At 65.5% G+C, this 20,187-nt stretch carries 17 protein-coding genes and 2 pseudogenes; 10 read left to right on the top strand and 9 right to left on the bottom strand.

What is annotated here, in order from left to right:
- Window positions 1-223 precede the first annotated feature (223 nt).
- Entirely contained in the window at window positions 224-520 is a 297-nt protein-coding gene (locus E3T47_RS13475) for a hypothetical protein (RefSeq protein WP_134556572.1), read from the bottom strand.
- Between the two features lie 280 nt (window positions 521-800).
- Here E3T47_RS13475 and E3T47_RS13470 point away from each other — a divergent pair, with 280 nt between their 5' ends.
- On the top strand, window positions 801-1,550 hold the full coding sequence (locus tag E3T47_RS13470; RefSeq protein WP_338419397.1) for an IclR family transcriptional regulator: 750 nt from the start codon (window positions 801-803) through the stop codon (window positions 1,548-1,550).
- Window positions 1,551-1,968: 418 nt separating this feature from the next.
- Complete coding sequence (locus tag E3T47_RS13465) at window positions 1,969-3,315, top strand: MFS transporter (RefSeq protein WP_134556571.1); 1,347 nt, start codon at window positions 1,969-1,971, stop codon at window positions 3,313-3,315.
- Between the two features lie 138 nt (window positions 3,316-3,453).
- Here the strand turns inward: E3T47_RS13465 and E3T47_RS13460 are convergent, their stop codons facing one another.
- The 5 genes from E3T47_RS13460 to E3T47_RS13440 all read right to left on the bottom strand — a co-directional run bounded on the left by E3T47_RS13460 (window position 3,454) and on the right by E3T47_RS13440 (window position 8,929).
- The gene (locus tag E3T47_RS13460; RefSeq protein WP_134556570.1) at window positions 3,454-4,896 is read right to left on the bottom strand and encodes an aldehyde dehydrogenase family protein; all 1,443 of its coding nucleotides are present in this window, start codon (window positions 4,894-4,896) and stop codon (window positions 3,454-3,456) included.
- A 183-nt stretch (window positions 4,897-5,079) separates the two neighbouring features.
- Window positions 5,080-5,811, bottom strand: a complete 732-nt coding sequence (locus E3T47_RS13455; protein ID WP_174844680.1) for an alpha/beta fold hydrolase — start codon at window positions 5,809-5,811, stop codon at window positions 5,080-5,082.
- On the bottom strand, window positions 5,808-6,398 hold the full coding sequence (locus E3T47_RS13450; RefSeq protein ID WP_134556569.1) for an isochorismatase family protein: 591 nt from the start codon (window positions 6,396-6,398) through the stop codon (window positions 5,808-5,810). The genes E3T47_RS13455 and E3T47_RS13450 overlap by 4 nt, the downstream gene beginning before the upstream one ends.
- 18 nt (window positions 6,399-6,416) lie before the next feature.
- A complete protein-coding gene (locus E3T47_RS13445) occupies window positions 6,417-7,898 on the bottom strand; it encodes a D-alanyl-D-alanine carboxypeptidase/D-alanyl-D-alanine-endopeptidase (RefSeq protein WP_241982272.1) in 1,482 nt (493 codons plus the stop codon).
- Window positions 7,899-7,942: 44 nt separating this feature from the next.
- A complete protein-coding gene (locus tag E3T47_RS13440; protein ID WP_134556567.1) occupies window positions 7,943-8,929 on the bottom strand; it encodes a Gfo/Idh/MocA family protein in 987 nt (328 codons plus the stop codon).
- Window positions 8,930-9,009: 80 nt separating this feature from the next.
- Between E3T47_RS13440 and E3T47_RS13435 the strand changes: the two genes are divergently transcribed.
- Window positions 9,010-9,279, top strand: a complete 270-nt coding sequence (locus tag E3T47_RS13435) for a hypothetical protein (protein WP_134556566.1) — start codon at window positions 9,010-9,012, stop codon at window positions 9,277-9,279.
- Window positions 9,280-9,371: 92 nt separating this feature from the next.
- On the opposite strand, the pseudogene E3T47_RS13430 reads toward E3T47_RS13435, so the two are convergent.
- Window positions 9,372-9,467 (bottom strand): annotated as a pseudogene (locus E3T47_RS13430) (ArsA-related P-loop ATPase); the annotation flags it as partial.
- Between the two features lie 174 nt (window positions 9,468-9,641).
- On the opposite strand from E3T47_RS13430, the gene E3T47_RS13425 reads away from it, so the two are divergent.
- Together E3T47_RS13425 and E3T47_RS13420 are read left to right on the top strand one after the other, a co-directional pair.
- Window positions 9,642-9,989 (top strand): YnfA family protein, encoded by a 348-nt coding sequence (locus E3T47_RS13425; RefSeq protein WP_134556565.1) that lies wholly within the window; start codon window positions 9,642-9,644, stop codon window positions 9,987-9,989.
- Between the two features lie 475 nt (window positions 9,990-10,464).
- A complete protein-coding gene (locus E3T47_RS13420; RefSeq protein ID WP_134556564.1) occupies window positions 10,465-13,095 on the top strand; it encodes an AMP-binding protein in 2,631 nt (876 codons plus the stop codon).
- 384 nt (window positions 13,096-13,479) lie between these two features.
- Here the strand turns inward: E3T47_RS13420 and E3T47_RS13415 are convergent, their stop codons facing one another.
- Entirely contained in the window at window positions 13,480-14,061 is a 582-nt protein-coding gene (locus E3T47_RS13415) for a TetR family transcriptional regulator (RefSeq protein ID WP_134556563.1), read from the bottom strand.
- A gap of 93 nt (window positions 14,062-14,154) precedes the next feature.
- On the opposite strand from E3T47_RS13415, the gene bioB reads away from it, so the two are divergent.
- From bioB to bioD, 5 genes are read left to right on the top strand one after another with little or no spacing between them, the layout of a single operon-like run.
- The gene (bioB, locus tag E3T47_RS13410; RefSeq protein ID WP_134556562.1) at window positions 14,155-15,210 is read left to right on the top strand and encodes a biotin synthase BioB; all 1,056 of its coding nucleotides are present in this window, start codon (window positions 14,155-14,157) and stop codon (window positions 15,208-15,210) included.
- A complete protein-coding gene (gene bioA / locus E3T47_RS13405) occupies window positions 15,203-16,531 on the top strand; it encodes an adenosylmethionine--8-amino-7-oxononanoate transaminase (RefSeq protein ID WP_134556561.1) in 1,329 nt (442 codons plus the stop codon). The genes bioB and bioA overlap by 8 nt, the downstream gene beginning before the upstream one ends.
- Window positions 16,531-17,685: an 8-amino-7-oxononanoate synthase gene (locus E3T47_RS13400; protein ID WP_134556560.1), complete on the top strand. Its 1,155-nt coding sequence runs from the start codon at window positions 16,531-16,533 to the stop codon at window positions 17,683-17,685. The genes bioA and E3T47_RS13400 overlap by 1 nt, the downstream gene beginning before the upstream one ends.
- Window positions 17,685-18,797, top strand: a complete 1,113-nt coding sequence (locus E3T47_RS13395; RefSeq protein WP_134556559.1) for a cytochrome P450 — start codon at window positions 17,685-17,687, stop codon at window positions 18,795-18,797. The genes E3T47_RS13400 and E3T47_RS13395 overlap by 1 nt, the downstream gene beginning before the upstream one ends.
- Window positions 18,794-19,519: a dethiobiotin synthase gene (gene bioD / locus E3T47_RS13390; protein WP_134556558.1), complete on the top strand. Its 726-nt coding sequence runs from the start codon at window positions 18,794-18,796 to the stop codon at window positions 19,517-19,519. Before E3T47_RS13395 ends, bioD begins: the two co-directional genes overlap by 4 nt.
- A gap of 288 nt (window positions 19,520-19,807) precedes the next feature.
- Here the strand turns inward: bioD and E3T47_RS13385 are convergent.
- Window positions 19,808-20,063 (bottom strand): annotated as a pseudogene (locus E3T47_RS13385) (transposase); the annotation flags it as partial.
- Window positions 20,064-20,187 lie beyond the last annotated feature (124 nt).

Raw genomic sequence — 20,187 nt, 5'->3', positions numbered from 1 at the left:
GAGTCCGGTGACAACACCCCCCGGATCATTAATGACTGGGGGCAACAATCATGCCGGACCCGACAGGCCAACTCCCTCAGATACTCACACCATCCGAGGTTACGAACAAGGTAACGGGGTAGTCAAATCTCTTAGCCGGAAAGTCCCGGAAACCCCTGATTTTCCGGGACATTTGGTCGGGCTGACAAGATTTGAACCTTCGACTCTCTACCGGTTCGTCGCGTCAGCTGAACATCAGCGGAACGATCATGCCGACCGTCATCGCCGACATCGCTAGCCCCATGCTGGCGTGTTGCGCGGCCACCCACCGTTTTCTCAGGCCCGGCTGACCGACCAGAACGAGAGTTCCGCGAATGACGAGAACGACCACGACAACGGATGCCGCTATCAACACCCAGCCCAGTGGCAGCAGGAGCGACCCGGCTGCCTGCGGGTGTGCCGCGTGCACGGCGACGGGGGTGGCGCCATCCGCTGTGGCGACGGGCGCAGCCGGCGGCATTGCCAGCCACATGACAGCCATGAAGAGGAGTCCGGCCGCGTGCTGGGCGGAGGGCCGACGACCGTACCCGCGAGCCCGCAGACCACGCTCGCACCGGTGCGTGCGAGCGTGAGCGCGATCCACACCGCGCTCCAGAGGTCGATGCCTCCAGTCATGCGCACCATTGCGCCCATGCCAGCACGCTACGCGCGAACCCGCCGGCCGCTTTGTCAACGGGCGCACTCCTGGCGTGAATTGGTGCAGGAGTTCGGTCTGCCGCGCCGAGCCACAACCAACCCCGACCGGATGCGAGAATACCAAGGTGTCGATTCCAGAATTCACCGAGACCTCCGGCAGCAGCCCCACGGCGCCTCGCGCCCCCGCCGCGCACTCGCAAACCCTGTCGCGCGGCATCCGCGTGCTGGAGATTCTCGCTGAAACCGACAAGCCGATGAGCATCGTCGAACTCGCTGCCGCCCTCGACGTGCACCGATCGATCGCTTATCGCATTCTCCGCACCCTCGAAGATCATGGCCTCGTCGTTCGTGACCCGGCCGGACTGGTACGGCTCGGCGCGCGCCTGGCCGCCCTGGCGCGCGGGGTGTCCCGCGACCTGCAGGCCGCGGCCCTGCCCGTGCTCACGCGCATCGCCAACGAGCTCGGCATGACCGCGTTCGTCGCCGTGCTCGACCAGGGCAAAGTTGTCACGCTCGTGAGCATCGAGCCGCGACAGGCCCACGCGACGGTCGCGCAGCAGCCCGGCACGCGGCATCCGCTGCAGATGGGCGCGCCGGGAATCGCCATCCAGTCTGGTTTGGGCGCCGCTCAGTGGGCCGCGCTCGGCCATCCGGAAAACCGCCGCAGTGAGGCCGGAGAGGTCGCAGCCCTCGGCTACGCGTCGAGCCACAACGAGGTCATTCCCGGCCTGTCGTCGATTGCCGTTCCACTGATCGTGCCAGGGGAATCGCCCGCCTCCCTCGCCGTCGTCTACATCTCAAGTCTGCACTCCCCCGCCGACATCGGTGCCGTGCTCACCGCCGCCGCGCGCACGATCGTCGCCGAACTCAGTTAGTCAGCGCTGCGCGTAACTCGGAATCTGTGGGCAGGGGTGCGGCGCCATACCCACGGAGGGCTACGCCGAATGCCATGGTGAGCATCCACACTTGGGACCACCCGGAGACCAGCGCGAGCAGCACGCACAAGCGACTGAGCAGCCGCGCCGCGCGTGACGGCGTCGGGGGTGTTTTCGTGGAGGGCATGTCCTCCAGACTGTCGTCTCATTCGCTGGAGTGCCCCGCCAACGCCCCGCACAGGGTTCGATTTCGCACGCCAACACCCCGGAAAATAACGATCCCGCACAATACTGACCAATAGGTAGGTAATTGTCGATTTTGCTGCCATACTGCCCCAGTACCGGTTTCTCCGCACGGTCCACACACTTTGCAGCAGCACCCGACCCAGCACCGCAGTGAGATACGAAGGAGTATTCCATGGCTATAACGACCGAGCGCACGCCAACGGCCAGCGCCAAACGCAGCGAAGAACGACGGGTGCTTGCCGGCACCATGGTGGGTACCACCATCGAGTGGTACGACTTCTTCATCTACGCCCAGGCCGCCGGCCTCGTACTGGCCGGCCTGTTCTTCGCCCCGCTCGCTGGCGAGAACGCCCCGCTGGCTCAGCTCATCGCCTGGGCCTCGCTCGGCATCAGCTTCCTGTTCCGTCCGCTCGGCGCAGTCGTTGCCGGTCACCTCGGCGACCGGATCGGCCGCAAGGCAATGCTGGTCTTCACGCTCGTCATGATGGGCGCGGCGACCGCGCTCATCGGCCTGCTGCCGACCTTCGACCAGATCGGCGTCTGGGCGCCCATCCTGCTGATCGTGCTGCGCATCCTGCAGGGCTTCTCTGCCGGCGGCGAATGGGGCGGTGCGGCCCTCATGTCAGTCGAGCACGCACCCATCAACAAGCGCGGCTTCTTCGGCGCCTACCCGCAGATCGGCGTGCCGGTCGGCCTCATTCTCGCTACCGGCGTGATGATCCTGGTCACCACCTCGATGGGCGAAGAGGCCTTCCTCAGCTGGGGCTGGCGCATCCCGTTCCTCGTCTCCGTGCTGCTCATCGTCGTCGGCTGGGTCATTCGCCGCGCGGTCTCCGAGAGCCCGGTCTTCAAGGAAATGCAGACCCGCAAGAAGGAATCTGCAGCCCCGCTCAAGCAGCTGTTCAAGAATCACTCGCGTCAGGTCATCCTCACCGCGCTCATTTTCATCGCCAACAACGCGGCCGGCTACATGCTCATCGCGTTCTTCAACTCCTACGCCACCAAGCCGGCTGAGGCCGGCGGACTCGGCATGGAGCGCACCCCGGTACTCATCGCGAGCACCGTTGCCGCCGTGTTCTGGCTAGTGTCGACCATGCTCGGCGGCATCTTGTCCGACAAGATCGGTCGCGTGCGCACCTTCCAACTCGGCTACGCGTTCCTCTTCATCTGGGCCATTCCAATGTTCCTGCTCATCGACACCGGTGACATCGCCTGGTTCGCGCTCGCGCTCATCATCCTGGCGAGCGGACTCGGCTTCTCCTACGGCCCGCAGGCGGCGCTCTACGCCGAGATGTTCCCTGCCCAGGTGCGCTACTCGGGCGTCTCGATCGGCTACGCCCTCGGCGCGATCCTCGGTGGCGCCTTCGCCCCGCTCATCGCACAGTTGCTGCTCGATGAGACCGGCCAGACCTTCTCCATCGGCATCTACCTCATGGTGCTCGCCGCGACCTCGTTCGTGGCGGTCACCCTCGTGAAAGAGACCCGCGGAATTCCGCTGGGCGTCAGCACCCACGAGTAATTTCCTGTAGCACCAGACCGTGCCGCCCGGGTTCAGATCCGGGTGGCACGGTCTTTTCATGCTCGCGTCTGCACGGGGTCCGGGCGCAGAAAAGAGCCCCCGTCGACGACGAGGACTCTTTACAAGCTGAGCGGATGCCTAGCCGTTGATGACCTGCGGCACGCCAAGCGCTTTGAGGCCCTCAACGCCGAACTCGAGCCCGTAGCCGGACTGCTTGCACCCGCCGAACGGAATCAACGGGTGCACCGCGCCGTGCGCGTTGATCCAGACCGTGCCGGTATCCATACGCGCGGCCACCGCGCGGGCTGCGACGAGGTCACTCGACCAGACCGATCCGCCGAGGCCGACGTCGACGCTGTTGGCGCGGGCGATGACATCGTCGAGGTCGCTGTAGCGGATGATCGGCAGCGCCGGCCCGAACTGTTCCTCACGCACCAACGGGTTGTCGTCATCGATGTCAGCGATGAGGGTGGTCGGGTAGAAGAAGCCGGGGGCGCCCAGGTCGGGGTCACCGCCGATGAGCACGCGAGCTCCGGAGTCTTTCGCGGACTGCACGAGGCCGGCGACGATGTCGAACTGTGCCTTGTTCTGCAGCGGACCGAGCACGTTGTTCTCGTCGGTTCCGACACCCATCGGCATTTTCGCAGCGATCGCTGTGAGCGCATCGCAGACCGCGTCGTAGATGTCCTCGTGCACGTAAAGGCGCTTGAGCGAAGCACAGGTCTGGCCGGTGTTGATGAACGCACCCCAGAACAGTCCCTCGGCGATGGCTTCCGGGTCGGCGTCTGGCAGCACGATCCCCGCGTCGTTGCCACCGAGCTCCAGAGTCAGGCGCTTGACCGTGTCGGCCGAGCACTTGATGATGGCCTTACCGGTTGCGGTCGAGCCGGTAAACATGACCTTGCCGATACCGGGGTGCACGGCTAGGCCGGCGCCGATCGCGCGGCCGCCGGAGACGACGGTAACGAGCCCCTGTGGCAGCACCTGGTTGAGCACGGCGACGAGGGCGAGCACGCTCAGCGGCGTGTACTCGGAGGGCTTGACGACGACGGCGTTGCCCATGCGCAGCGCGGGGGCGATCTGCCAGATCGAGATCATCATCGGCCAGTTCCACGGTCCGATCGCTCCGACGACGCCGATCGGTCGGTAGGTGATCGCGGCGTGGATGGTGCCGTCGTCGATGAGCACCTCCGACTCCAGCGCAGTCGCGGCCGCGGTGCGCAGCCAGGCGGAAGCGGCGCCCACCTCGAAGCGCGCGTTGGGCCCGTTGAGCGGTTTGCCCTGTTCGCGGGACAGCAACTGGGCGAGGGCCTCGGCTGCGGCATCGATCGCGTCGGCGGCACGCATCATGACGGCGCTGCGCGCTTCGTGCCCGAGGGCGGCCCAGGCTGGCTGGGCTAGCGTCGCCGCGGCGATGGCGGCTTCGAGATCGTCGACGGTGTGCACCGGGGCAACGCCAACGACCGCGCCCGTCGCGGGGTCCAAAATCTCACGCGTCGGCCCGGCTGCGGGCGTGATGGCGGCGAGCAGCCCGTCGAGAGTGTCGAGCGTAGGGGTTGCCAAGGTGTCGTGCGTTGTCATGAGTCCTCCACGTTGAGTGCGGCGCCTTGAGTCACGCCGTGGCTCCACCGTATGCGGGGGCATCGCCGACAACTTGCACGAGAGCGCTGCCCATCCACCATCCCGCGCACATCGTGCATCGCTTGCCCGTGCCCGCGCGGCCCGACTACGTCATGGTGGCGACGAACAACGCTGGCGTGAGGGTCAGGCCAGAAACTGCAGGGCCGCCTGCTTGAACTCGGGCGCGGTCAGTGCGTTGAAGTGGGTGCGTCCGGGCAGTTCGAGGTATTGCGCGCCGCGCTCAGCCGCCAGAGCGGCAACCCCGGCCGGAATCGAATCCGAACCGCCGGCCACAAACAGCTGTGGGATGCCCGCGGGCACGTCGAGAGTGCACCCCGCGACCCCCTGCACGCAGGCCAGCAGCGCCTCCCGGTCGGCACCCGCGGCGATCGCCGGGCCAAGCACCGCGGCGATTGACGGGTCGGCGGACCGGTCACCAGACATCACGAACCGATTCACGGCGTCGAGATCCCAGGTATCGAACAGTTCGACCGGTCCGGCCCCGCCGAGCACGAGGCGTCGCACCCGTTCCGGCGCCAGCCGGGCGAGGGCTGCGACCACCCGGGAGCCCATGGAATAGCCGATCACATCGACCTGCTCGAGATCGAGACTGTCGAGCACGGCCACGAGGTCGGCGGCGAGCTGCCTCGGTGCGTAGTCGGCGGCGCGGTGCGGCTGGTCGCTGCGGCCATGGCCGCGCAGGTCGGGCGTGATCGCACAGCGAACGCCCTCGGCGAGCGCGCGCACCCAGCCGGAATCATTCCAGGTGAGCGCGGCGGTCGACGCGAAACCGTGCACGAGCAGAACCGGTCGCTCCCCCAACGTGGCTTCGAAGGCCACGCGCACCCCGTCAAGCCTGCTCGCGAACGGGGTCACTCGACGGCGTCGCTCGCGGCGAACACCGTACCGGCGTGCGCCATCTCGGCGAGGGCGGTCGCGGTGGATTCTGCGGCGACACCGGCCACCAGGTCCGTCAGCAGGCGCACGTGCTGGCCGTGTTCGAGGGCATCGAGGGTGGAAGCCCGCACGCAGAAGTCGGTGGCGAGCCCGACCACGTCGATGTCGGTCACCCCATGCTCGCTCAACAACGCTGTCACGGTCTGCCCGGCTTCAGTGGTGCCCTCGAAGATGGAGTACGCGGGCCGGCCCTGGCCTTTGCGAATGTGGAAGGTCACGGTACCCGTTGTGAGTGCCGGGTGATATTCGGCGCCCGCGGTGCCGGCCACGCAGTGCACCGGCCAGGTCGTGACGTAGTCGGGGGCCGCGTCGCGCGCGAAGTGGCCGCCGTTGTCGTTACCGATATCGTGCCAGTCCCGGGAGGCGAACACATACTTGTAGGCGAGCGGATGCTGCGCCAACAGCGCGCTCACGCCGGCCGCAACCGCCGCCCCCCCGTCGACACCGAGCGCGCCGCCCTCGGTAAAGTCGTTTTGAACGTCGATGATGAACAGTGCACGGGTCACGATGTCGCCTCCGAGGGGTCAGTTGTTAGAGAGATTATCGCCGCAGTGGAAGAAGCCGGTAGTCAGGGTGTCGATGGCGATTTTCGCGTTCGAGCTCACGTTGCCGATGGCGTAGATGGCGAAGGTGAGCGGGGTGCCGTCGGCTGCGTGGATGACGCCGGCGAGGGTGTAGCCGGTGTCGATCCAGCCGGTTTTGGCGAAGACCGCGCCGTCGGCGACGGAATTGGCGCCGGCGAAGCGGTCGCTGTAGGAGAGCGAGCCGCGCGGTCCGCCGGCGATCGGCAGGCCATCGAACAACACGCCGAGATTGCCCTCGCGGGCGTTAACCTTGAGGAACAGGGCGGTCAGGTAAGCCGGCGCCACGGCATTCTGCGGGCTGAGGCCCGAACCGTCTTTGATGATCATGCCTGTCGTGTCGATGCCGTAGCCGGACAGGCCGCCGACGATGCCCTGCTGCAACGCAGAAAAGGAGTTGCCGGCGCCGTTTTCGATGGCCACGAGGCGGGCGAGCATCTCGGCGATCGTGTTGTCACTCACAATGAGGGACTGCTGAACAAGCGTCGACACCGTGGCGGACTGCACGGCACCGAGTTGTGCTGCGCCGGCCGGGGCGGCGGCCTGGCTGATCGTGAGACCGCCGCCAAGGGCGTCGGAGAAAGCCTGACCGGCCCGGGCTATCGGGTCTTCGCTGCGGGCCGAGGTGCTGCGGGTGGGGTCGTCGCGGTCGCCGTCGACCATGAGCGCGGTGATCTCGGGCATGTAGCCGAGGCCGAGTTCGGTACGGGCCCAGCCCTCGTCCCAGTCGGGGCCCGAGAAGTACGAGGAGTCGAGCACGAGTGAGGTGATCGGCGGGTTGGCCGGATCGGCGGCCCAGGCGACCATGGTCTGCGTGGCAAGGTCGTCAAGGTGGGCGGCGCCGGCGTAGAACGGTTCCTGGCCGGTGGGCAGCCGTGTCAGAGTCAGGTCTCCGCCGCCGACGAGCACAACCTGGCCGGGTTCGGCACCCTTCACGACCCGGGTCGTGGCCCGGTAGTCGGTGCCGAGCACGTTGAGGGCGGCGGCCGAGGTGAGCACTTTCATGACGCTCGCCGTGCGCGACGAGGTCGTTCCGCCGCGGTCGAACAGCACCTCACCGGTGGTGGCGTTCTTGACCTGCGCCTGAAAATCGGCAAGGCGGGCGTCAGCGGCGAGCCCGGCGACCGAGCAGGTGCGCAACCGGCTGGCCGTTGTCGCCTCGGCGGGCACCGGCCGGGCCGGATCAACGGTCGGCGTGGGGCTCGGCGTCGCTGTGCGCGTGACCAGAACGGATGCCGCCGCTGGCTCGTTTGCGCCGGTCTGGGCCCCGGCGAACACGGCCCCACTGCCGAGTATCACGAAGACGAGGGCGCCCGCGGCGATCAGCCAGGCCCGGCGGTGCCCAGCAATGCGTTGCTTGGCACCGGCGGCCGCGAACCCACTGGGCGAGGTAGCGCCAGCCGTTGCGGGTTCGGGTGTCTGCACTGGTTGTTCCACCTCCGTATGGTAACCGACGAGCTTCGGACGGGCTATTCGCCCGGGTAGCGTAGCCCGATCTGGGCCCGCACCGCGTCGAGTGTGCGCATGATGGCGACCGATTCCTCGACCGGCATGATGTCGCTCGAGTTCTGTTCGGCGTGAATCAGCGCCTCGGCTTCGGCCGCTTCGAAGTGCATACCGCGCCCGATGAACTCAGCGGGCGGGAAAGTCTCCAGCACAGCGCCGAGCTTGTCGAACACCCGAAACCCGGTCGGCGCGTACCAGACGGCATCGATGTCGATGCGCCCGTGCGTGCCGATGATTGACGCCGTGGTCGGACCAAGGGTGTTACTCGCCGAGAACGTCGTGGCGATCTGACCGCCGGCATAACGAAAAATCGTCGCGACCTGCGCATCCGCTCCGGTGGCCTTGAACGAGGCGCTGGCCAGAATCGTGTCGGGCACGCCGAATATGGCGTGCCCGAAGTTGACCGAATAGACGCCGAGGTCGAGCAGCGCGCCGCCGCCGAGGGCGAGGGCGTTGACCCGGTGCTTGGGGTCGTCGGGAAGATCCTGCGTGTGGTCAGCGAGCAGGCTACGTACGTCGCCGAGCGTGCCGGCGGCCAGAATCTCGCGAATGCGCGCCATGTGCGGCAGAAATCTGGTCCACATGGCTTCGAGCACCAGCAGGTTCTTGCTCGCGGCGAGGTCGACGATCTGCCGTGCCTCACGGGCGTTGAGCGCAAACGGCTTCTCGATCAGCACGTGCTTGCCAGCATTCAACGCGAGGGCAGCGTGCTCGGCGTGAAAGGGGTGCGGCGTCGACACGTAGATGACGTCGACCTCAGGATCGTTCATGAGCTCTTGGTAACTGGCATGCGCCGTTGGGATTGCAAATTCGGCGGCGAAGGCATCCGCTGTGGCCTGGCTGCGCGAGCCGACGGCCTGAACGGTATGGCCATTCTGTACGAGGTCATGGGTGAACAGGTGGGCGATACCGCCGGTGGCCAGGATTCCCCAGCGGATGAGAGCCGTCATGCCTGCAGTTTATCCACGGACACCGACCCGCGCCGCGGTGCCCGACAGGCTGCATCCCATAAATAGGTCAAACTAGACCAATGATCACCCTGCAGCAGGATGCCGATGGCTTCATCCGCATGAACCGGCACTTTCCCGACAACTCACTCATCAGCATCAGCTTCACCGACGGGGCCGCGGAGGAATTCACCGGCGCCCAGCTCAACGCCGTCTTCGACGATGCCCTGGCCGAGTTTCGCGGGCAGAACCGTCTCGAGGGCGCGAAGGGTTTCTCGCGGGCACCCGCCAAGACCGTGCACCCGACGAAGAACATTACCTTCGTCAGGGTGCTCCCCGGAATGGCCCGCTGAGCAGACCAGCTCAGGCGGGTTGCGGCTCCAGCGCAGTGACGGCGGCGAGCTTGTCGACGCCGATCGGTTTCTCCGCGAGCACCGGGGGCGTCCAGCAGCAGCAGGGTGTGGCCGGTCGGGGCGGTATCGACGACGACGAATTCGTGGGGGGATCCGTTCACCGCCCTAGAGAACTCCCGGAACACCGCGACCTCGTCGGTGTCCTGATTCTGCTTGAAACCCCTGCAAGCAAGGTCGGCGAATTACATGCTTCTTTCCGCGCTGTTCGACCGAAACGGTGCACAAATCTGCCTTCCAGGCAGCCGCATCCGCTCGCAAGAGAAGTACCACAACGCCATTCCGGCCTATGAGACAGTGAAGGCATGACTGCACTGCGGATCGTTGTCCTGTTCCTTCTCGCAGCGATCGCCGAGATCGGTGGGGCCTGGCTAATCTGGCAGACCATACGCGAATCCAAACCCTGGTGGTTCGCTGGGCTCGGAGTGCTCGCGCTGGCCGGATACGGATTCGTCGCGGCCTTTCAACCCGACGCGAATTTCGGCCGCGTTCTGGCGGCGTACGGCGGCATCTTCGTGGCAGGATCCCTCGCCTGGGGAGTGTTCGTCGACGGGTTCAAACCCACCATGTGGGACTTCATCGGCTCAACCATCTGCCTGATCGGTGCGGCCATCATCATTGCCGCACCCGCAGCGACAGCGCCGACCGAATAATGCAGCGACTGGCCATCCGCTCTCGAAGGTGAGGCATCTATCGTCGATCGATCGTGACGCCTTGAATATCGCTTAGCTTCGTAGCCAGAGCAGTGTCGCGTCAAGGTTCTTCAGCGATACGGCACCGAACTCACGCGAGTCGATGGATACAGCACGGTTGTCACCAAAGGACAAAGACGTGACCCGAGGGAACGGTCACCGGGCCGAAGTAGGTGCCGTCGATGCGGCTGTAATCCACGAATGGCTCGACCACTCTAACGTCGTCCACGTAGAGGACGGCATCCCTGATGGCTACCTCCGTTCAGACTCGGTGATGCCGGTCTCGCGGGCCACGGTCGCAACCGCCCGACTGGCCTTGCCCCCGTTTGCAGACACGGGTTCAGTGCCGAGTTGAACTTCCGTGGTCTGTGAGGTTTCTTAAAATATAGGGTATCCTTACCTAACTAGCCCGTGCGCACCGTTCGAAAGTTTTCTCGTGCTCCACACCATGCCCGCACCACGACTGACCCTCCTTAACGGCTCAGACGACGACGTCGCATTCGTCACCGGCAGTGGAGATCTCAGCTACGCCCAGCTGGCCAGGATGGTCGCCATACGCCGTCTCGAGCTTGGCAGTGTCCGCCGACTCGTAATGCTGGAGGCAGCAAATGCGGTCGAGCCGATCGTCACCTACCTTGCAGCTCTGGAAGGCGGCCACCCGGTGCTTCTGGTTGCACCGGGTGACGATGAAGCATCACAGGCTCATCGCGCGTCGCTGGCTAAACGGTTCGACCCTGATGTCATTACCGTTTGCAACGGGGACGGCCCGGTCCTGCAGGAGATACGGCCCGGCTCCACGCACAGCTTCTCCGACGACCTCGCTATGTTGGTGAGCACCTCTGGGTCCACCGGGTCGCCGAAGCTCGTTCGGTTGTCCCGGCAGAACCTGCTGAGCAACGCGCAAGCAATTGCGGCGTACCTGCGTCTCACGCCTGCTGACCGGGCAGCAACCACGCTGCCGATGCATTACTGCTACGGCCTCTCGGTTCTGAACAGCCACCTCGTGTCGGGAGCGAGCGTCGTCCTCACCGAGCGATCGGTGGCCGACGCGGCGTTCTGGGACGAGGCGGGGACGCATCGGATCACTTCTTTCGCCGGCGTGCCTTACACCTTCGAGCTTCTCGAGGCGGGCAATTTCACCGATCGGCTGCCCGCGAGCATCCGCTACCTCACCCAGGCCGGCGGTCACCTCGCCCCAGAAGCGGTGCGCCGCTTCGCACGCCTCGGTGAGCGTCGCGGGTTCGAATTCTTCGTGATGTACGGGCAGACAGAGGCTACTGCGCGGATGGCGTACGTCCCCGCGGAGCTCGCCGACCACGCCGCCGGCAGCATCGGCCGCCCCATCCCTGGAGGTCACCTGCGCATCGATGCCGAGGCGGGAGCGGATGTCGGCGAACTCGTCTACGAAGGCCCCAACGTCATGCTCGGCTACGCCGAGACACCCGCCGACTTCGCGTTGGGGCGCACGGTCCACGAGCTTCGCACCGGCGATCTCGCCCGGCACCGCGAGGACGGCATGTTCGAGGTCGTTGGACGGCTAAACCGGTTCGTGAAGGTGTACGGACTCCGGGTCGACCTCGATTCCGTCCAACGCCTCCTCGCCGAGGAAGGAATCGAAGCCCGTACGGCAAGCGCCGGAGAACGCTTGCTCGTATTCATCCGTGCGGCCCGGCACGTTGACAGGGCACGAACCCGCGCCGCCGCGCGACTCGGCATCCCCACGCACGCGATACGCGTCTACACCGTTAGCGAGTTTCCTCGCACAGCCAGCGGCAAGCCCGACCCTGCCTCGCTCGTCCGGTACGCCCAGATGATCGACGCCCAGGAGGTGCCGACAGCAGCGAACCCCGGGCAGGTCGCAACCTCCGACATGATCCGCAACCTGTTCATGGTGCTCCTCGGGCGCCCAGACGCGACCATCGACGACACTTTCGCCGGGCTCGGCGGGGATTCGTTGAGCTACGTTGAGGTGGCCCTGCGGCTGGAGGATCTCCTCGGGGCGTTGCCTCGGGATTGGCCAGCACAATCAGCGCGGCACCTCGCGTCATCGGCCGACGGCCCTCCCCCACAGGCCGACAGCACGGCCGTGGGCGAAACGGCGAAGCGTGGAGCGGCGACAGTTGGAGTGTGGAGGGCCCGCTTTCCCCGGGTCGAGACTCCCGCCGTTCTCCGCGCACTCGCAATCGTGCTGATCGTCGGCACCCATGCCGACCTGATCACTGTGCAGGGCGGCGCACACCTGCTGCTCGCCGTCGCCGGATACAACCTTGCCAGGTTTCAGCTCGCCGACGTTGCGGGGGCCACGCGCGTTCGCCGCCTGCTCAGAAGCGCAGCCCAGATCGCGATTCCGGCCACGCTGTGGATAGGGGCAGTTGCCGTGCTCACCGGCAAGTACACCTGGACCACAGCGCTGCTGGTCAATCACCTCGTCCCCGGCGACGGCAAGTGGAACGAACAATGGCAATTCTGGTTTCTCGAGGCCGCCGTCTGGACCATGCTCGGCTTTGCTGCAATGTTTTTAATTCACCCGATCGACCGCCTCGAACGACGGCACCCGTGGACGTTCCCGGTCGTCGTGTTCGCGGCAGCCGTCACAACCCGATTCGCACTCGTCGGCATCGAAGCAGAAGGACTTGAACGCTACACCCCGGTCACCGTGCTCTGGTCTCTCGTGCTCGGCTGGGTCATCGCCCGCGCCGACAATAGCTGGAAGCGTGTGGCGGCATCGGCGGCGGCGATCGTCGCCACGATCGGATTTTTCGGGGATCCAGCACGCGAAGCAGTCGTGGTGGCCGGAATACTGTCGCTGATCTGGGTGGAACGGTTGCGAACGCCACGCGCCCTCGTTCCGGCCGTTCAACTGCTGGCCAGCGCATCCCTGTTCATCTACCTCACCCACTGGGTCGTCTACCCGACTTGGGAGACCAGCGCTCCCTGGTTCGGAACAGTCTCGTCACTAGCCATCGGTGTCGCGGCGTGGTACCTCTATCGCCTGGTCGGCCGAGCACTCAATCACGCTGCCAGCAGCGGCTTGAGGAGCCGCCCCCCCCTTGCAATCCGAAGTTAAACCGCGTGACATCAACGGATCGAGCCAACCGAGCATGAATCGATAGCCAGCGGATGGGAGCGGGAGATTTCGCTTCCAAGACATGAGTTCCCACGAGCCAGAGGCGGCGCCGGTCGGATCGTCTGCTGAGCGGGCTAAACTCCTGGTGATCCTGCCAATCCAATCACCTCGGCCATCCGCGATGACGTCTGTGCTCTCCGGACGGGTGGCGGTCGCGCGGTGGCACGCAACAAGCCGGTCGCATACTTGTCGGAGGACGGCGAAAGACGCGGAATCGGGGGCCGTCAAGCCGAGTGAGTTCAGAAGCTGGAAGATTTCAATTTTAACCGTCGGCGTGTAGCTGTCCTCTTGGAACAGCGCGTTGATCCTCGGTTGTGAGGTCGATCACGGCGCAGGGCTGGGCGGGGTGGTGTCGCCGAGACCACGCAGGAATGCGTCGACTCCGAAGATGAAGGCTTCGGTCGTGTAAGCGGTCGATTCTTCGCTGACGGCAACGCCAGCCAGGATCAGCTCGGCGTGGGTCTGCTCCTCGGCCACGGCGCCGAGGATGTAGTGGGTGAGCGCTCGGACGCCCCACTCGGCCTGCCTCAGAGTTAGATCGGCGGGAAGCGTGTCACGCAATCGCTGCAGTGGCGCCAATTGCCTCGGATTGAGGGCTTGGGCCACCGAGACCACCTCGGCTCCGTCTTTGACGGACGTCAATGCTGTGCGAATATCCAGCGCAACCTGCCGCGCGTCGGCCCGGTCGGAACGCGCCCCTACTTGGTCCGTCCATGCCGGCGTCGTCGCGAGGATGCGGTCGGCGAGCAGTACGAGCAGGTCTTGTTTGCTCTTGACGTGCCAGTACAGCGCTCCGGGTTGCACCCCGAGGTTTTTGGCAAGGTTGCGCATGGACAGCGAGGCGAGACCGTAGCTGCGCAGGATCATCATCGCGGCGTCGACGATATGTTCCCGCGACAGTGCCATTTGAATCCTCCGTCGGGTTGAGTGAGTCCTAATGCACCTTCGCGGGCACGATCCGGGCGATTAATGCCACACCTCTAAGTCTATACTTGAACGGTGTTCAATAAATTTGAAATAATTGCCGCCCAGCAACTGAACGGCGGCACGCTCACTCGCGCTGACGCTCTTATCATCCTTCGCAGCAACGACGACGAGTTGATGGAGTTGGTGGCCGCCGGTTCCCGGCTCCGCCGCGCCCACTTCGGCAACATGGTCAAGGTGAACTATCTCGTGAACCTGAAATCCGGGCTGTGCCCGGAGGATTGCCACTATTGCTCCCAGCGACTGGGTTCAGCGGCGCAGATCCTGAAGTACAGCTGGCTGAAGCCCGAGGAGGCTGTCGAGCAGGCAACCGTCGGGATTCGGGCGGGCGCATCCAGAGTCTGTCTCGTCGCCAGTGGCAAAGGACCGAGCAACCATGACGTCGCTCGGGTTGCCGACATGGTCGACCGTCTGAAAGAGGAGCATCCGCAGGTGGAAGTCTGCGCCTGTCTCGGCATCCTGAAGGAAGGGCAGGCCGAGAAGCTGCAGGCCGCCGGGGTTGACGCGTACAATCACAATCTCAACACCAGCGAATCCCGCTACGCCGACATCTGCACCACCCACGAATACGAAGACCGGGTACGGACGGTGGGGCATGCCAAAGATGCGGGACTTTCGCCGTGCTCCGGGTTGATCGTCGGCATGGGCGAGTCCGACGACGAGCTGATCGATGCGGTGTTCGCGCTGCGCGACCTTGGCAGCGAATCGATCCCGGTGAACTTCCTGATGCCGTTCGATGGCACGCCGCTTGAAGGCACGTGGCTGCTCACTCCCGGCGCCTGCCTGCGCATCCTCGCGTTGGTCCGCTTTGCCTGCCCCAGCACCGAACTACGAATGGCCGGTGGTCGCGAGATGCATCTGCGCTCGCTTCAACCGCTCGCACTACAGGTCGCCAATTCCCTCTTTCTCGGCGACTACCTGACCAGCGAAGGCCAGGAGGCCCAGGCAGATCTCGCAATGATCGCCGACGCAGGCTTCCAGGTTCTGGGTGCCACACCCAGCGCGGAACACCATTCCGGGGTCATTCTCCGCCAGCGGGGAGCTGGCACGCGCGTCGCGCCCAATGCCTAAGGCCCGTGCGGCTGCGCGATCCCTCGTGGAGCGTGATCGCGGTTTGGTCTGGCACCCATACGCAGCGCTCAACGGTCCGGCGCCGTACGAGGTCACCGGCGCATCCGGGGTGCGATTGCACCTCAGGGCGGAGGACGGCACACGTTTCGAGGCAGTCGACGGCATGAGCTCCTGGTGGAGCGCCATCCATGGCTACCGGAATCCCGTCCTCGACGAGGCACTCCGGAAACAGATCGATCAATTCAGCCATGTGATGTTCGGCGGACTCACCCACGAGCCCGCGGTGCGACTAGCCGAACAACTGGTGCGACTCGCACCTGAGCCGCTCGCGCACGTGTTCTTCGCCGATTCCGGATCCGTCTCGGTGGAGGTCGCCCTCAAATTGGCCGTCCAGTATCAAGCGTCTGCTGGCCGTCCTCGCCGCCATCAATTCTTGGCGCTTCGGGGCGGCTACCACGGGGACACCGTAGGGGCGATGAGCGTCTGCGACCCGATCGACGGAATGCACTCCGCATTCCCAAACCTGGTACCAGCTCAGCTGTTCCTTCAGCGGCCACCCAAAGCCACCCTTATCGGTGGCCGGCTCTTCACCGACGATGTAGCCGTTGACGCCTGGGTGGAGGCGATGGAGGAGACGATCATCATGCACAGCGCCGAGATCGCCGGCATCATCGTAGAACCGATCCTGCAAGGCGCGGGAGGCATGTATGTTTACGCGCCACGGTGCCTGAAAGCTCTGCGGCGGGCAGCAACCCAACACGGCATCCTGCTGATCTTCGACGAGATCGCGACCGGATTCGGCCGAACCGGTAAGTTATTCGCCACTGAATGGGCCGGCATCGCTCCCGATGTGATGTGTGTGGGGAAGGCGCTCACCGGCGGCTATCTCACGCTCGCGGCGATGCTGTGCACAGCCGAGGTGGCGACGATAGTTGGGCAATCCGCGCCGGGCGTGCTCCTGCACGGTCCGACGTTCATGGCGAATCCGCTCGCCTGCGCCGTAGCGAGCGCGTCGCTCACATTGCTGAACGGTTGGGAATTACAGGTCTCACGGATCGGTGCCGCTCTGGCCACAGCGCTTGCACCCGCCGCCTCGTACAGTTTCGTGCGAGAGGTGCGCGTCCTCGGCGCGGTCGGTGTTATTGAACTTGACGGCCCCGTCGATGTGGTCGCAGTCACCCGCGCGGCGCTCGAACGGGGAGTGTGGCTGAGGCCGTTCCGCAATCTCGTCTACACAATGCCGCCCTACGTGAGCGGCTCGCAGGACATCACGGACATCGGTGAGGCCATCACTGGCGCCGTCGCGCAGGTGCACGGCTGATGGTAGCTGTGCAGGACCGGCTCGCGGATGCGGCACGGGTGCGAGACCGCCGCGGAACCGTGCGTGCCACCCGGATCGCACCTGGCTGGGAAGAAGATGCGGGAGCCGGGGCGCTCGAGGGCCCGCTCGACCTCGCATCCAACGACTACCTGGGGCTGTCGACCGACCGCCGGCTGAAGGCCGCCGCGATCGCGGCAACCGAACGGTACGGTACGGGCGCGCGCGCGTCCCGCGTGGTGACCGGCACGCTTCCAGTTCATACTGAGCTCGAACTGGCGCTAGCCGAGCTGACGGGTCAGCCGGCGGCACTCGCGTTCTCCAGCGGCTATGCGGCGAACCTCGGCATCCTGACCGCCCTCGGCGGACCCGACACCCTGATCCTCAGCGACCAACACATCCATGCGTCCCTCGTCGATGCCGCCCGTTTGTCGCGCTCGCCGATCGAAACGATCCCGCACTCGGACCTCGCCATATTGGGCGATGTTTTGGCCAACCGAACCCAGACGCGGGCGATCGTCGTCGTCGAATCCGTATATTCCGTGCTCGGGGATGCCCCGAACCTTATCGACACCGCCGCTCTCTGCGCCAAGTACGACGCATTGCTCGTCGTGGATGAGGCCCACGGGATCGGAGTGCTCGGAGCAGGAAGGGGTGGCGTTTATGCTGCCGGCCTCGCCGGAGCAGAGCACGTCGTCGTGACCGCCACGCTCTCCAAGGCGTTGGGAGCACAGGGCGGCGCCGTTCTCGGATCGGAGCTGCTGCGGGAGCACCTCGTAAACACCGCCCGCAGTTTCATCTTCGACACGGGGCTCGCACCGGCGCCAGCGGCAGCAGCGGCCGCTGGCTGCCGCGTCATCCTCGCCGAGCCGGAGCGAGTGGATGCGCTCCATCGAGTCGCGAGCCTGATTGCTTCGTCCTGCGGGGTGGATCGCGCGGCCGGCCCGGTGCAGTCGATCCGCGTCGGAACGCCCGAGATCGCCGTGAAGGTGACCGAGCGGCTGCGCGACGAGGGCATCCTCGTCGGCTGTTTCCGCCCACCAAGCGTTCCGGATGGAATTTCCCGGTTGAGACTAACGGCACACGCAGGCACCGACCCCGACCGGCTGCTCCGGGCGACCGCCCTCATCTCCTCGATGCTCGTGGAGCGACCCTGATGACCACGGACGCGGCGACCATCACAACGGATGCGAGCACGCACCCCAGGAAATACCACGTCGTACGCGATCCCGGCGAGGTGCGGGAAGCCTTCCGCCGCGTCGATGAATTCGAGCCGACGAACGCACTCACGAGCGTGATTCCCCTCAGCGTGGCGACCCTGCGCGTACTCAGCCGCGCGCGCTTCACCCTGCCACCAGTGCTCGCCTCCGCAACCGGCGACCGGCATCGCACCGTCCGAAAAATGGTCGCCGCATTCTTCACTCCAGCCAAAGTCGCCGCGGTCGGCCCGCGCGTGACGGAGCTGACCCGACAGCGCTGCGAGACGGCCGCGGCGACACTCGGAAGCGGGCCGATTGACCTCGCGGACATCATCGGCCGCCACATCCCTCCCGTGATCATGCAGGAGCTGACAGGGTTCGACTGTCCCGACCTGATGCTGCTCAAACGCTGGAGCAGGGACTCGCTGGAGTTGTTCTGGGGGTGGCCCGACGAGGAACGCCAACTCGAGCTCGCCACCAGCGCCGTCGAATTCTATGCATGGCTCCGCGAGACCGTCACTGCCAGCAAGGGGGACGATTCGCTGTTCGGCGTGCTCAACGCCGCGGGGCTGAGCACGGCCGAGATCTGCTCCCTCGGCTACTTCCTTGTGATCGCTGGGCAGGAGACGACGGCGCAGTTGATCAACATTGCGTTCTACCGCGCGCTCCAGAATCGGGCGTTGTGGCACGAGCTGTCGCAGGGAGCGTCGGCATCTGCGTTCGTGCGAGGGGTGCTCGCCTCCGAGTCGTCCGTCCACACCTGGCGCCGCGTGGTGGCCACGGACAGCACGCTGGGGGGAGTAGACCTTCCCGCCGGTGCGGAGGTGCTGCTGGAGCTCAGCGGGCATCATCCGGCCGGCGCCGCGCCCACCGCGTACTCCCTCGCGTTCGGCCACGGGCTCCATCGGTGCCTTGGCGCCAAACTCGCGGAACTCGAAACCATCACCGTGCTCGAGGAGACCGCGCGCGCGTTCCCCACGCTCGTGCTCGCGGGGCGGGATCCCGAATGGATTCGACTGCTGTCGTTCCAGACGCCGACGACGGTCATGGCTGCGCTGGAGCCCACATGACGCTCGCCACCGAAACCCCCATCCTCTTCGTCACCGGGACCGACACGGATGTGGGCAAAACGATCACCGCCGCCGCTCTCGCGTGCGCCTTGGCTGTGCTTCCGAGCCCTCCGAAGAGCACCCTGAGCGTAGCCGTCGACAAGCCCACCCAGACCGGTGTCATGCCGGGTGAACCGGGTGACATGGATGAGGTCGCCCGACTCTCCGGCGTCCGCTCCGTCAGCGAGGGCATCCGACTTCGGGCACCGATGGCCCCAGCCGCAGCCGCCGCCCGTGAATTCGCGACACTGCCCACGCTCGGCGAGCACGTCGACCGCATCCGTCGGCTGACCCGCAGCCACGACCGGGTTGTCGTCGAGGGTGCGGGCGGCCTTCTCGTGCGACTCGACCGGTTCGATCACACGCTCGCCGACCTTGCCGCGTCGTTTGGGCAAGATGCCGCGGCCATCGTGGTCTGCCGAAGCGGGCTCGGCACACTCAACCACACCGAACTGACATTGGAAGCGCTTCGGAATCGTGGCATCTCCGTCGCGGGTATCATCATCGGATCCTGGCCCAACGACCCGTCCGAAATTGAGCTCGACAATCGCCGGTATTTCGAGTCGCTGGGCGTACCACTGCTAGGGGCGATCCCGGAAGGATCGTCGCACCTAGATCCTGCGGTTTTCCGTAAAAGCGCGGCGGGCTGGCTCCCGCTTTCGACTTCTCCGACACCAGACTAGGGACCGTGTCAAAAATAGCGGTTTCCCCAGCCGTGCGCTCATTGAGTTATTGAGACAATCTGATGTGTTTTTCTGCTACGCCGCGGACGCGGTTGCTTCGCCGGGATCGAGGATATTCAGGTACCCGCGGCCGAGGGTGATGACCTGCCCGCCGAGAGCACGGATCATGCCGACGTAGTCGGGTTTCAGGGGCACAAGGTCGCGACTCCGTCGCGACGACGAGATGTCTCGTATCTCATGACTTGTGATCCCTATCGGTTATGAGACAGATTGCCTTTTGGGGCCGCGCGGGAAAAACGATCCGGCGCAGCTTCGGGATCTTCAAGCCGAGGTCCCCGGCCGTGGTGCTCAAAGTCCGGGATCGGGTGCCGTTGCGGTAAGTGGTGCGGTCGCCGGAGCGTTCGAACGGGGCGGCGCCGATGAATGCGCTCTCTTCCGCATCGATCAGTTCTTGATACAACGTTTCGGTCGCGACACGGATGCGGTCGGTGACATCGGTGAGTTTGAGTTCGCCCAGCAGGGTGAGTAGGCAGACGTGACTCAAGAGCCATCTGTCCCGCGAAAGCGGTGGCTTTCACACGACCTGTCCGCTGGGCTAGGTCGGTGCCGGCCTGACCCGTTTCGATGGCTTCATAGAAGGTTGTCCACCCACGCTCCGGCGGGGGTGT

Origin of the sequence: Cryobacterium ruanii, from assembly GCF_004404055.1 — a bacterium.
Lineage (GTDB): Bacteria > Actinomycetota > Actinomycetes > Actinomycetales > Microbacteriaceae > Cryobacterium > Cryobacterium ruanii.
Note: the sequence above shows the minus strand (reverse complement) of the source record. Positions and strands in the feature narration are given on the sequence as shown.

Coding starts and splice junctions, on each gene's coding strand:
- E3T47_RS13435 (WP_134556566.1), top strand. CDS start 9,010: ATGATCACCCTGCAGCAGGATGCCGATGGCTTCATCCGCATGAACCGG.
- E3T47_RS13460 (WP_134556570.1), bottom strand. CDS start 4,896: ATGACAACGCACGACACCTTGGCAACCCCTACGCTCGACACTCTCGAC.
- E3T47_RS13400 (WP_134556560.1), top strand. CDS start 16,531: ATGGTAGCTGTGCAGGACCGGCTCGCGGATGCGGCACGGGTGCGAGAC.
- E3T47_RS13425 (WP_134556565.1), top strand. CDS start 9,642: ATGACTGCACTGCGGATCGTTGTCCTGTTCCTTCTCGCAGCGATCGCC.
- E3T47_RS13465 (WP_134556571.1), top strand. CDS start 1,969: ATGGCTATAACGACCGAGCGCACGCCAACGGCCAGCGCCAAACGCAGC.
- E3T47_RS13395 (WP_134556559.1), top strand. CDS start 17,685: ATGACCACGGACGCGGCGACCATCACAACGGATGCGAGCACGCACCCC.
- bioA (WP_134556561.1), top strand. CDS start 15,203: ATGCCTAAGGCCCGTGCGGCTGCGCGATCCCTCGTGGAGCGTGATCGC.
- E3T47_RS13415 (WP_134556563.1), bottom strand. CDS start 14,061: ATGGCACTGTCGCGGGAACATATCGTCGACGCCGCGATGATGATCCTG.
- bioD (WP_134556558.1), top strand. CDS start 18,794: ATGACGCTCGCCACCGAAACCCCCATCCTCTTCGTCACCGGGACCGAC.
- E3T47_RS13475 (WP_134556572.1), bottom strand. CDS start 520: ATGGCTGTCATGTGGCTGGCAATGCCGCCGGCTGCGCCCGTCGCCACA.
- E3T47_RS13440 (WP_134556567.1), bottom strand. CDS start 8,929: ATGACGGCTCTCATCCGCTGGGGAATCCTGGCCACCGGCGGTATCGCC.